At 65.2% G+C, this 12,882-nt stretch carries 9 protein-coding genes; 7 read left to right on the forward strand and 2 right to left on the reverse strand.

The features are described 5' to 3' along the window. Positions 1 to 112: 112 nt before the first annotated feature. The 4 genes from xylF to VQ044_RS05950 all read left to right on the forward strand — a co-directional run bounded on the left by xylF (position 113) and on the right by VQ044_RS05950 (position 5,017). Complete coding sequence (gene xylF / locus VQ044_RS05935; protein ID WP_327646006.1) at positions 113 to 1,156, forward strand: D-xylose ABC transporter substrate-binding protein; 1,044 nt, start codon at positions 113 to 115, stop codon at positions 1,154 to 1,156. Between the two features lie 177 nt (positions 1,157 to 1,333). Beyond that, complete coding sequence (locus tag VQ044_RS05940; RefSeq protein WP_327646007.1) at positions 1,334 to 2,647, forward strand: sugar ABC transporter permease; 1,314 nt, start codon at positions 1,334 to 1,336, stop codon at positions 2,645 to 2,647. An 8-nt stretch (positions 2,648 to 2,655) separates the two neighbouring features. Next, positions 2,656 to 3,480 (forward strand): ATP-binding cassette domain-containing protein, encoded by an 825-nt coding sequence (locus VQ044_RS05945; RefSeq protein ID WP_442872864.1) that lies wholly within the window; start codon positions 2,656 to 2,658, stop codon positions 3,478 to 3,480. 142 nt (positions 3,481 to 3,622) lie between these two features. After that, positions 3,623 to 5,017: a M20/M25/M40 family metallo-hydrolase gene (locus tag VQ044_RS05950; protein WP_327646009.1), complete on the forward strand. Its 1,395-nt coding sequence runs from the start codon at positions 3,623 to 3,625 to the stop codon at positions 5,015 to 5,017. 147 nt (positions 5,018 to 5,164) lie between these two features. Here VQ044_RS05950 and VQ044_RS05955 read toward each other — a convergent pair whose 3' ends face one another. Beyond that, a complete protein-coding gene (locus VQ044_RS05955; RefSeq protein ID WP_331827651.1) occupies positions 5,165 to 7,339 on the reverse strand; it encodes a tetratricopeptide repeat protein in 2,175 nt (724 codons plus the stop codon). Continuing rightward, the gene (locus tag VQ044_RS05960; RefSeq protein WP_327646011.1) at positions 7,320 to 7,772 is read right to left on the reverse strand and encodes a hypothetical protein; all 453 of its coding nucleotides are present in this window, start codon (positions 7,770 to 7,772) and stop codon (positions 7,320 to 7,322) included. Before VQ044_RS05960 ends, VQ044_RS05955 begins: the two co-directional genes overlap by 20 nt. A 269-nt stretch (positions 7,773 to 8,041) precedes the next feature. On the opposite strand from VQ044_RS05960, the gene VQ044_RS05965 reads away from it, so the two are divergent. The 3 genes from VQ044_RS05965 (at position 8,042) to VQ044_RS05975 (ending at position 12,882) form a co-directional block, all read left to right on the forward strand. Next, positions 8,042 to 8,875: a MipA/OmpV family protein gene (locus VQ044_RS05965; protein WP_327646013.1), complete on the forward strand. Its 834-nt coding sequence runs from the start codon at positions 8,042 to 8,044 to the stop codon at positions 8,873 to 8,875. A 249-nt stretch (positions 8,876 to 9,124) separates the two neighbouring features. Further along, the gene (locus VQ044_RS05970) at positions 9,125 to 11,383 is read left to right on the forward strand and encodes a transglycosylase domain-containing protein (RefSeq protein ID WP_327646015.1); all 2,259 of its coding nucleotides are present in this window, start codon (positions 9,125 to 9,127) and stop codon (positions 11,381 to 11,383) included. A 290-nt stretch (positions 11,384 to 11,673) separates the two neighbouring features. Next, the gene (locus tag VQ044_RS05975) at positions 11,674 to 12,882 is read left to right on the forward strand and encodes a TadE/TadG family type IV pilus assembly protein (protein WP_327646016.1); all 1,209 of its coding nucleotides are present in this window, start codon (positions 11,674 to 11,676) and stop codon (positions 12,880 to 12,882) included.

Genomic DNA, 12,882 nt, shown 5'->3' on the forward strand with positions numbered 1-12,882 from the left:
CGGATGAGAATTGCTGTCACGATTTTTTACGAGGCTTGGAAAAAGTATCGACCGGTCGGGAGAACGGTCCGGTCGGTCTGATCGTGGGGCGCCGATGCGCCGGGAGGATTTCATGAAAATTCTGAAGCTCGCGCTAGCCGGCGCGGTGTTCTCGATGGCTGCCGCGGGCGCGGTTTCCGCCCAGGAAGGCAAGACCGTCGGCGTGTCCTGGTCCAACTTCCAAGAAGAGCGCTGGAAGACCGACGAGGCGGCCATCAAGGCAGCGCTGGAAGCTGCCGGCGCCACTTACATCTCGGCCGACGCCCAGTCGTCGGCTTCCAAGCAGCTCACCGACGTCGAGTCGCTGATTTCCCAAGGCGCCGACGCGCTGATCATCCTGGCGCAGGATTCCGACGCCATCGCGCCGGCTGTCGAAAGCGCCGTCAACAACGGCATTCCGGTGGTCGGCTATGACCGCCTGATCGAAAATCAGGACGCTTTCTACATCACCTTCGACAACAAGGAAGTCGGCCGCATCCAGGCCCAGGAAGTGCTGAAAGCGCAGCCGGAAGGCAATTACGCCTTCATCAAGGGCTCGTCGTCCGATCCCAACGCGGACTTCCTGTTCTCCGGCCAGATGGAAGTCCTCAAGGACGCCATCGACTCGGGCAAGATCAAGAATGTCGGCGAGGCCTATACCGACGCCTGGCTGCCGGCCAACGCCCAGCAGAACATGGAACAGATCCTGACCGCCAACAACAACGAGGTCGACGCGGTCGTCGCCTCCAATGACGGCACCGCCGGCGGCGCCGTCGCGGCGCTCGAAGCGCAAGGGTTGGCCGGCTCCGTTCCTGTCTCCGGCCAGGACGCTGATCACGCCGCCTTGAACCGCATTGCCCGCGGCACCCAGACCGTCTCGGTCTGGAAGGACTCCCGCGAACTCGGCAAGCGGGCGGCGGAAATCGCGCTCGACCTCGCGAACGGGACGGCGATGAACGAAGTCGCGGACGTCGAGGCGTTCAGCGGCGGACCGAAGGGGGTCGAGATGCAGTCGATCTTCCTGAAGCCGGTCGCGATCACCAAGGACAACCTCGACACGATCATCGATGCCGGCTGGGTGTCGAAGGACGTCGTCTGTCAGGGTGTCGAAGCCGGCTCGACTCCGGCCTGCGGCTAAAGACCTGTGGCCGCGGCCCGTGAGGGTGGCACTCCGATCCATTTGAAGGATCGTTCAAGGCGCGAGGCAAAGCTGCGCCAAACTTTCTATCCAGCGCAATTCGTTGCACAGTTCGGCAGAGCCGAGCGCTCGATGTGTCCCTCAGGCCAGAGAGAGCATCGCTCGAGGGAGGCGGCCATGAGTCAAGCGACATCGGGGACGACAGCCGGAGCGGCGGCAACGCCCGGCGGCGGTGGCCTCAAGGGCTTCATCCGCGCCACCGAGGTGGACACCCGCATGCTCGGCATGGTCGGCGCGCTGCTGGTCATCTGGTTGGTCTTCCACGTCCTGTCCGGCGGCATCTTCCTGACCCCCCGCAACTTGTGGAATCTCACGGTCCAGACCTCGTCGATCGCGGTGATGGCGACCGGCATGGTGCTGGTCATCGTCACCCGCAACATCGACCTGTCGGTGGGCTCTATCCTCGGCTTCACCGGCATGGCGATGGCGGCGCTGCAGGCGCAGATCCTGCCCGGTATCCTCGGTTTCGACAGCCCCTTCGTCTGGATCATCACGCTTCTCGGCGGCATTCTCGTGGGCGTCGTGATCGGTGGCCTGCAAGGTTACGTCATCGCCTATCTCAGTGTCCCCGCCTTCATCGTCACCCTCGGCGGCCTCCTGGTCTGGCGCGGCGGCGCCTGGTGGCTGACCTCCGGCCGCACGGTCGCGCCGCTCGACGACACCTTCCGGCTGATGGGCGGCGGCGCCACCGGTTCGCTCGGCGAGACCTGGACCTGGGTCCTCGCTGTCGTCGCCTGCATCGTGGTCGCCGTGTCGCTCGTCCTCGCGCGGCGGCGACGCCTCAGCTTCGGCTTCCCGCTCCGGCCGATCTGGGCGGAGGCGACCATCGGCGCCATCGTCTTCGTGGCAATTATCGGCGCCGCCGCCATCGTCAATGCCTATAAATGGCCGTCGGCCATCGCCCGGCGCTACGCCACCGCCAACGGCATCGAAATGCCCGAGGGCGGTTTGCAGATCGGCTACGGCGTTGCTGTGCCGGTGCTGCTCGCCATCGTGGTCGGCATCGTCATGACCTTCGTCGCGCGCCGCACCCGCTTCGGCCGCTATGTCTTCGCCATCGGCGGCAATCCGGAAGCCGCCGAGCTCGCTGGCATCAATACCCGCTGGGTGCTGATGAAGGTGTTCATGCTGATGGGCGGCCTCGCCGCCCTCGGCGCGGCGATCTCCACCGCCCGCCTCAACGCCGCCACCAACGCCCTCGGCACGCTCGACGAGCTCTATGTCATCGCCGCGGCGGTGATCGGTGGCACCTCGCTCGCCGGCGGCGCCGGCACGATCATCGGCGCGATGCTCGGGGCTCTCGTCATGCAGTCGCTGCAATCGGGCATGGTGCTCTTGGGCGTCGACTCGCCGCTGCAGTCGATCGTCGTCGGCATCGTTCTCGTCATCGCCGTCTGGATCGACACCACCTACCGCAGGAGGGCCGCATGAGCACGACGATGGAGGCCATCACCGACCACGGCCCCGGCCACCCCGGCGCCGTCGACCGCAGCGGGCCGGCGCTGATCGATATGCGCGACATCTCGATCGCCTTCGGCGGCATTCACGCGGTCGAAGGCGCCTCGGTCGACCTTTATCCCGGCGAAGTCGTGGCGCTGCTTGGCCATAACGGCGCCGGCAAGTCGACGTTGATCAAGATCCTCTCCGGCGCCTACAAGCGCGATGCCGGCACGATCCATGTGCGCGGCGAGGAGGCCGCGATCTCCAACCCGCGCGACGCCAAGGCCTACGGCATCGAGACGATCTACCAGACGCTGGCGCTTGCCGACAATGTCGACGCGGCCGCCAACCTCTTCCTCGGCCGCGAGATCCTGACGGCTTGGGGCACGCTCGACGACGCGGCGATGGAGGCCGAGGCCCGCAAGGTGATGGGCCGGCTCAATCCGAATTTCCGCCGCTTCAAGGAGCCGGTGAAGGCGCTGTCCGGCGGCCAGCGGCAGTCCGTCGCGATCGCCAGGGCGATCCTGTTCAACGCCAAGATCCTGATCATGGACGAGCCGACCGCCGCGCTTGGGCCGCAGGAGACCGCGCAGGTCGGCGAACTGATCAAGGAATTGAAGAAGGACGGTATCGGCATTTTCCTGATCAGCCACGACATCCACGACGTCTTCGATCTCGCCGACCGTGTCATCGTCATGAAGAATGGCCAGATCGTCGGCGGCGCCAAGACCGGCGATGTCACCAAGGATGAGGTGCTCGGCATGATTATCCTCGGCAAATGCCCGCCCGGCGCGACGCCCGGCCCCGGCGCGATGGTGGAGTGACGAAGCGCGTCTGTATCTGAGGCCTTGATCCCGACCGTCTCGCTCCCGTAACGATAGCGCCAAGACGACCGCGTCCGACGCCCGGCTGTGACCTGAATGGGGCAGCCGCCCGTGCGGCGCCTTCTCCAACGACGGGATATACATGGCCGATCTCGACAGCGTGCTTGCCTGCCTCGACCTCAATCTCGACCGCGCGCTCGGCCGGTTGACCGAGCTTTTGAAAATCCCGTCGATCTCGACCGATCCGGCCTATGCCGCCGATTGCCGGCGGGCGGCGGAGTATCTGGCCGGCGATCTCGCCGCGATCGGCTTCGACGCCTCGGTGCGCGACACGAACGGCCATCCGATGGTCGTCGCCCATCACGACGGGCCTTCCGGCGCTCCGCATGTGTTGTTCTACGGCCATTACGACGTGCAGCCGGTTGACCCGCTGGAGTTGTGGGAGAGCCCGCCGTTCGAGCCGACGATCCGGGAGATGCCGGACGGGACCAAGCGGATCGTGGCGCGCGGCTCGGCCGACGACAAGGGCCAGCTGATGACCTTTGTCGAGGCCTGCCGGGCCTACAAGGCCGAGACCGGCGGGCTGCCCTGCAAGGTGACGATCTTCCTCGAAGGCGAGGAGGAATCCGGTTCGCCCTCGCTCAACCCCTTCCTCGACGCCAACCGCACGGAGCTGTCGGCCGACGTGGCGCTGGTCTGCGACACCAATATGTGGGACCGGCAGACGCCGGCGATCTCGACCGGGTTGCGCGGCCTCGTCGGCGAGGAAGTGACGATCAAGGCGGCGAGCCGGGATCTGCATTCGGGCTATTTCGGTGGCGCCGCCCAGAACCCGATCCGCGTGCTGGCGAGGATTCTCGCCGACATCCACGATGACGACGGCCGCGTCACCATCCCCGGTTTCTACGACGGCGTCGATGAATTGCCGGACGACGTCCGCGCGATCTGGGACGATCTCGATTTTTCCGAGACGGATTTCCTTGGCCAGGTCGGCTTGGAGGTGCCGGCCGGCGAAAAGGGCCGCTCGGTGCTGGAGCAGGTCTGGGCGCGGCCGACCGCCGAGTTCAACGGCATGTCCGGCGGCTACACCGGCGAGGGCTTCAAGACGGTGATCGCGGCGGAGGCCTTCGCGAAAGTCTCGTTCCGGCTGGTGTTCCGCCAGGACCCGGAAAAGCTCCGCGCCGCCTTCCGCGCATTTGTCACCGCGCGTCTGCCGGCCGATTGCACGGCGGAATTTTCGCCGCATGGCGGCTCGCCGGCGATCCAGCTGCCGTTCGATTCGCCCTGGCTCGAAAAGGCGCGGGCCGCATTGTCGGACGAATGGCCGAATCCGGCGGTGATGATCGGCATGGGCGGCTCGATCCCGGTGGTCGGCGAGTTCAAGGACAGGCTCGGCATGGAGTCGCTGTTGATCGGCTTTGGCTGCGGCGACGACCGCATCCATTCGCCGAACGAGAAGTACGAGATGACCTCTTTCCACAAGGGCCAGCGCTCCTGGGCGCGGGTGCTGGCGGCGCTCGGCGGGGCGGCGGGTTAACGAGTGGTTAATAAAATGGCTCTATTTTGATCGATCACGGGGATACCGCACTCGCGGAGCCCATGCACTTCGCATGACGAGCGGGGACAGACGAAGGGCGCGGCGCCGAGGGAGTGCCGCGCCCTTTTTCGTTGCGGCGGTGGGCTCTCAGTCGTCCGTTCCGCCCATTGCTTCGACGATCTCCGCGCGCAATCGCCCCGCAGTTCCGAGGTCGTAGGCCGATTGCGCTTCCCGGTAGACCTCCAGCGCGCCGTCGACGGCGTCGAGGGCGGAGCGCAATCGACTATGCTCGTTGGCCTTCCGGAATAGCGAGACAAACGCGATGGCCAGATTCTCCTGCGTTTGGGCCCATTGATAGGGCGCCTGGTCGCGGGTGTGTTCTTCGAGGGCGGCGTTGTAGGCGTCGACGGCCTGTTCGAGGCGTTCGGTGCCGGCCTCGCGCTCGCCGAGGGTCTGGAGCGCGTTGCCGAGATTGTTCTGGGACAAGGCCCAGTGGAGGGGGACGCGGTTACGGGAATATTCTTCGAGGGCGGCGTTGTAGGCGTCGACGGCCTGTTCGAGGCGTTCGGTGCCGGCCTCGCGCTCGCCGAGGGTCTGGAGCGCGTTGCCGAGATTATTCTGGACCATGGCCCAGTCGAGGGGGACGCGGTCGCGGGTGTGTTCTTCGAGGGCCGCGTTGTAGGCGTCGACGGCCTGTTCGAGACGCTCGGTGCCGGTCTCGCGTTCGCCGAGGGTCTGGAGTGCGTTGCCGAGATTGTTCTGGGCTGCGGCCCAGTCGAGGGGGACGCGGTTACGGGAATATTCTTCGAGCGCGGCGTTGTAGGCGTCGACGGCCTGTTCGAGGCGTTCGGTGCCGGCCTCGCGCTCGCCGAGGGTCTGGAGCGCGTTGCCGAGATTGTTCTGGGTCATGGCCCAGTTGAGGGGGACGCGGTTACGGGAATATTCTTCGAGGGCGGCGTTGTAGGCGTCGACGGCCTGTTCGAGTCGTTCGGTGCCGGTCTCGCGCTCGCCGAGGGTCTGGAGCGCGTTGCCGAGATCGTTCTGGGCTGCGGCCCAGTCGAGGGGGACGCGGTCGCGTGTGCGTTCTTCGAGGGCGGCGTTGTAGGCGTCGACGGCCTGTTCGAGACGCTCGGTGCCGGCCTCGCGCTCGCCGAGGGTCTGGAGTGCGTTGCCGAGATTGTTCTGGGCTGCGGCCCAGTCGAGGGGGACGCGGTTACGGGAATATTCTTCGAGCGCGGCGTTGTAGGCGTCGACGGCCTGTTCGAGGCGTTCGGTGCCGGCCTCGCGCTCGCCGAGGGTCTGGAGCGCGTTGCCGAGATTGTTCTGGGTCATGGCCCAGTTGAGGGGGACGCGGTTACGGGAATATTCTTCGAGGGCGGCGTTGTAGGCGTCGACGGCCTGTTCGAGGCGTTCGGTGCCGGTCTCGCGCTCGCCGAGGGTCTGGAGCGCGTTGCCGAGATTGTTCTGGGTCATGGCCCAGTTGAGGGGCACGCGGTCGCGTGTGCGCTCCTGGAGGGCGCCGCGATAGATCGTAACTGCTCGCCGCAACGACTGATTGTGGCCCTTCTCCAACCCGTGTCGATACAGCGCGCCCGCCTGTTCCAGCGCATAGCTCGTCGCCTGCTCCGGTGACGCCTCCTTGGCGATGTCGGCCGCTTCCTCGAAATGCTCTGCCGCCCTCAGAAAATCGAGCTGTTGCGACGCTATTCCGCCGCGCTCCGCCCGGGCCTCGGCCGCGGTCAGGAGGCGTTTCTCGGCGGCGCGATCGGCCTGCCGCGCAAGGCTCCGCGCAGCGCGGGCGGCGGCCAATTCCGTCTCCTCCGCCCGCTCCAGAATGAGGTCTGCGTCCGTCAACCGCCCCTCTTCGATCGCGCGGGTGGCGTCTTCCAAGAGCGTCCGCGTGGCAGGATCGTCAGGATCGAGCGCTCGAAGACGCGCGATCTGCTCTACATGACGCTCGGCAATCTCGGCGAGCTTCTCCAAAAGCCGGTCCGGGGCAACTTTCTCCCGTCCCAGAATCCGGAAAAAATTCGTCACGGCCGATTCGGTGATGCCAAGATCGCGGGCGATCCGGGCGCTGTACTCGGAGCTGCCGCGAACCGCCGCAGTCAGCTGGTCTTCCGTATACCCCCGGTTGACGATGATATCCCGTGCGTTGATGTCGCGTTCCGCGCGCAGTGGCTGTGACGTTTCGATGTCCTGCGCCCGCAGCTCGGAGAAAGGCAGGTAAGCGCCAGACAGCGAAGCAAGGAAGACGACGAGGCAAAACCGATCGATCGCATTCGCTCTCCAGGTTTTTGGCTCAGCGGGCTCGTGCATCATCGCCTTTGGCTTCCACGTCTATAATGCCGCCCGCGATGACATCGCCACACTCTGCCCGCATGGCCGCGAGAGCCAGACGGTCGGCGCCTTCGATGCGGATATCCCCCGCCGCCTGAATATTACGGCCGGCGGAGATCAGAGGGGGAGGGGATGGACTGACGGCATTCGACCGGTTCGCTGCCAGTCGCGCAACGCATTCCGTCAACGCCTCCTCTTGCGCGGCGAGGCGAGTTGCCGTCCAGGTCCATGCAGCCAAACCCCCGATCGCGACGAGGAAGGAAAGAATCATCATCGTGCGAAGGAGCCGGAAGGCGTTTTCTCTGGAAAGTCCGCCGATATTGGGTCCGACGGCACGCAGATAAACCAGCGCCATTACGCCGAGCGCAATCCCCCCGATACCCGCTACTTTTCCCAGTGCCTCCAGAGTGCTCATCTGGGCTCCCGCAATCAAAGTAATGTATGAAAAGTATACTAACCGAAACTGACGTAAGGGGAAATGCCGCGCCCTTTTTTGATTGCGGCGCAGTCGCGAGGAACCGCCGCTGTGGTCGCCGGGCAACGGCGGGAACGGAAACAGCGCGGATGGTCGCGAACCCGGCATAAGATCATTGTCGATCGCCGGATATCGGGTATGAACGAGGGGCATAACGTGCCCGGCGCCCAAGCGGCGGAATGAGGCGCGAATGGCTGGAGTATCAGGACATGATCGTGCGTACTGGCGTTGCGGCGCTCGCCTTTCTTATCGGCTCGAGCCTCGCCGCGACAGCGGCCGATCACGTCGCCGGGCCTTACGATCCGAACCCGGCGCCGCTCGCCCCTGCCGCCAATGATTACGGCGACGCGGACTTCGTCTTCGAGCTCGGCATTTCCGGCTTCGTCTCGCCGGACTATGAGGGCTCGGACGAATATCAGATCACCCCGGTGCCGATCATCAGCGTCGAATATCTGAGCATTCCCGGCATCGGGGCCTTCGGCGGCAAGGATGGTCGCGGTTTCTCCATCGGTCCGTCCTTCGGTTACACCGGCGAGCGCAAAACATCCGATTTTCCCCAACTCGCCGGACTGAACGATGTCGACGCGACCTTCGAGCTGGGCCTCAAGGCCAGCTATGAATGGGAGAACGCCGAGATCTACGGCGCCGCGCGCTACGCCTTCGGTGGCGGCGAGGGCCTCGTCGGCGACATCGGCGCCAATCTGATCGTGCGGCCGACCGAGCGGATCATCCTCAAGGGCGGTCCGACCGCGAGCTTTGCCTCCAGCGACTACATGGACGCCTATTTCGGGGTCACGACGTCGGAAGCCTTCGCCTCCGGCGGCCGGTTCACCACCTATGCGCCCGAAGGCGGCTTCAAGAGCGTCGGAGTCGCGGCCTCGGCGCGCTACGAGGTGGTCCCCGACTGGTTCCTCAATGCCGACGCCTCCTATGAGCGGCTGGTCGGCGATGCCAAGGATTCGCCGATCGTCAAGGCCAGCGACGAGAACCAGTATACCTTCGGTCTCGGCATCTCGCGCCGTTTCTCGCTCGACCTGTTCTAAAGCGCCGGACGCACGAAGGACGCTCTAACAGTTTGATTGAGCGTCGGAATGATCCAAAAACCGGGTTCCGCTTTTTGGTTCGATGCTCCAAGGTTCCGGGACGCCGACGCTGGCGCCCGAGCCCGACTTCAATTGCTTAACGCCCCGTTAAATCGCCGCAATTAGACTGCATTCCCGCTGGTAAGGGGATGATTGAGGGTGGGCCGTCGCCGCGGCGGCATGCTCTTCGCCGAAAGGGCTTTGGGCTAAATGGCACGACGGCACGAGCGTATCGAACCGACCTTCGACGGGCCGGAAGGCGACGACGATTTCCACGTCAGCGCCGACGACAGAACCGTGCCGATGGCGAGCAACGACGCGCGCCGCAAGCTTCGCGACAAGACCACCCGTGCCAAAACCCGCACGGCCAAGCCGGCTTCGACCGCGCGGCGGTCGAAAGGCGGTGGTTCCGGCGGGTCGGGGGGTGGACGGCGCCGGCGCGGCTTCCTCGGCCACATCTTCCGGCTGTTCCTGATGCTCGGCCTCGTCGGCGGCCTCGCCGTCGCCGCGGTGGTCGGTTATTTCGCCGTCAAGCTGCCGCAGGAAGCCTGGGCGATCCCGGATCGCCCGCCGAACGTCAAAATCGTTTCGGTCGGCGGCGAACTGATGGCCAATCGCGGCCTGACCGGCGGCAAGGCGGTCTCGCTCGACGAAGTCAGCCCGTACATTCCGCAGGCGGTGATCGCCATCGAGGATCGGCGCTTCTACGAGCATTGGGGCATCGATCCGGTCGGTATCGTCCGCGCCTTCAACGAGAATTTGGCGGCAGGCGAAACGGTGCAGGGCGGCTCGACCCTGACCCAGCAGCTGGCCAAGAACATCTTCCTGAATCCGGAACAGACCATTCAGCGCAAGATCCAGGAGGCGATCCTGGCGCTGTGGCTGGAGACCAAGTTCACCAAGAACCAGATCCTCGAAATGTACCTCAACCGGGTTTATTTCGGCTCGGGCGCGACCGGCGTCGAGGCGGCCGCGCGGCGCTATTTCAACAAAACGGCTTCCGAGGTCGATCTGGGTGAGGCGGCGCTTCTCGCCGGGCTTTTGAAAGCGCCGTCGCGTCTGTCGCCCGCCCGCGATCCGGCTGCCGCCAAGGCGCGCGCCGAGGTGGTGCTGGGGGCGATGCGCTCGGCGGGCTTCATCGGCGAGGCCGAATACGCGGCCGCCAAGGCGCAGCAGCCGACCACCGCCAAGAGCTACTGGACCGGCGCGGAGCACTATGCCGCCGACCTCGTCATGCGGGACATTCGCGATCTCATTGGTAATGTGACCGAGGACGTCATCGCCGAGACGACGATCGATCTCGGACTCGAAAGGACTGCCGAGAAGGTCATCCGTCAGACCATCGACGGCGCCAAGCAGAATGTCTCGCAAGGCGCGCTCGTCGCCGTCGACGGCACCGGTGCGATCCGCGCCATGGTCGGTGGCCGCGACTACGCCCAGAGCCAGTTCAACCGCGCCGTCGACGCCAAGCGTCAGCCGGGCTCATCGTTCAAGCCCTTCGTCTATGAAACGGCGCTTGAAAACGGCTGGCGTCCCGAGACGGTGATCGACGACGCGCCGGTCAAGATCGGCAATTGGACGCCCCAGAACTACGACAATCGCTATCGTGGCCCGGTCACCGTTGCCGACGCGCTCCGCCAGTCGCTGAACACGGTCGCGGCGCGGCTGGTGGACAATGTCGGCGCTCCGGCGGTGATCGAGACCGCCAAGCGCATGGGTATCGAGTCGCCGATGGTCGACAATGCCTCGATCGCGCTCGGCACGTCCGAGGTTTCGCTGCTGGAGTTGACCGGGGCCTTCGCGCCTTTCGCCAATGGCGGCTATCGGGCGACTCCGCACCTCGTCAACCGCATCACCACCGAGAGCGGCAAAGTGCTATGGGAGCGCGGCGCCGAGGTTCCGCCGATCATCGTCTCCGCTGACATCGTCGGGATGATGAACGCGATGCTCACCCGCGTCGTCACCGGCGGCACCGGCCGCAAGGCGGCGATCGAGGGATGGCAGGCCGCCGGCAAGACCGGAACGACCCAGGATTACAAGGACGCATGGTTCCTCGGCTACACGGCCAATTTGACCGCTGGCGTCTGGCTCGGCAACGACAACGGCGCCAAGATGCAGAAGGTCACCGGCGGGTCGTTGCCGGCGCAGGCCTGGCACGATTTCATGACCGCCGCCCATGAAGGCCTGCCGGCCGTGCCGCTTCCCGGCGACTACCGGATCGGCGAGGCGGAAGCACCGCTCACCGCGGACAGTGGTTATGGTGAGGACCGCTATTACGATTCCGAGATGCCAGCCGGCGAGGATCAATATTACAATCAGGCCGGCGCGCCGCTTCCGCCCGCCGATGTCGGCGGGCAGGGGGTCGTCATTTATGACGGACCGCCGCCGCCGGGCGTGACGGTGGAAGGCCGCGTCAATCCCGGCCGGTCGAGCGACCGGTCCTTGTTTCGGCGCCTGTTCGGCGGCTGATCGGCCGTTCTCCGTCAGCGGACGAGACCACTGCCCGAGTAAACTCAAGCCTTCCACGTACAGATCGGAGCGGCCAGCGGCTGCGACAAAGTCGCGCGGCGCTTCGGCGCGCCGTGTCGCTTCCTCCGCTGTAGCGGGTGGCAGACCGCTGGCGTCAGGGGGTGGAGGCCGCGGCGGCGGGCGATCTCACGCTCGCTCCATGCCCTGCGGTGAAATGTCACTCTTTTTGTCAACGGAGTGGAAGGAATTTGCTGGCACGCTAAGGAATTGAATTTAAACAGGAGATAGGCGTGAAGCCGCTGCGCGGACTGATCCGACGCTTTGCCGGGAACCGGGATGGCACCATTGCCATCATCGGGGCGCTGGTGCTGCCCGCGGCGGTCGGCATGATGGCCATTGGCGTGGAAGCCTCGATGTGGCGTGCCCGTCAGGTCAAGCTCACGACGGTGACCGACGCCGTCGCGTATTCCTCTGCCCTGCTCAGGAAAGACGGTGTCGGTCTCGACACTGTGCGGCAACGAGCCCGCGCGCAAGCCATTCTGGCAGGGTTTCCGGCCGATACTGTCACGGTTGATGTCGATTTCGATTCCGCCGGCAAGACGAATGTGCAGATCTCGGAGAAGCAGCAGCGCTATTTCTCGCTGGTTTTCGGAAATGCGGACATCGACATCGCCAAGAGCGCGGTGGCGGAAGCCACCGCCGGCTCGTCCGCCTGTCTCGTCGCGCTCAATCAGACCGGCCCGGCGCTCTCCTTCGGAGGCAACGGTCAGGTGCGGCTGCGCAATTGCGTCGCCGCGTCGAATTCGCGCGCGACGAACTCGATCTACCGTTTCGGCTCCGCTTCGCTCGATATGGAATGCCTGGTCACCGTCGGCGGCATCCAGGGTGTGAACCCGAACCAGACGGTGTGCGAGGCAGAACAGACCGGCATTGCCCCGATCGCCGACCCGCTGGCTTTCGTGGCTACGCCCCAGGTCTCGGGAACGTGTTCGATCAGCGTTTCAGGCACGAAGAAGAATATCGTGAAGACCATCCGCCCCGGCCGGTGCTCTGCCTTGGATTTTACCGGATCCGTGCGCCTTGAGCCTGGCACCTACGTCTTCTCCAGCGACCTCAAACTGAATTCGGGCACCGAGGTCACTGGCGACGGCGTGACGCTGGTCTTCGAGAAGAACGCCAGCCTGTCGATCAACGGTCATGCCCGGGTCGAGCTGACGGCCCCGAAGACCGGGCCACTCAAGGATATTCTGCTGTTCGGCCGTGACAGTGACGGCTTTACGCACAACGGCACGGCGGACGTGGCGCTGTCGGGGATCATCTATTTCCCTTCGTCCGACGTGAAGATCAACGGCAATGCCACCAGCGTTGCCAGCTGCACGCGGATCATCGGCGGGTCGATCGCCTACAAGGGCTCGAGCTTCTTCGACAGCACCTGCGTCGGCGGCGGCGAGGGACAGAGCGACCTGGTCGTCAACCGATCAGCATGGATCACGGACTAG

This window comes from Aurantimonas sp. C2-5-R2 (genome assembly GCF_036549495.1).
Lineage (GTDB): Bacteria > Pseudomonadota > Alphaproteobacteria > Rhizobiales > Rhizobiaceae > Aurantimonas > Aurantimonas coralicida_A.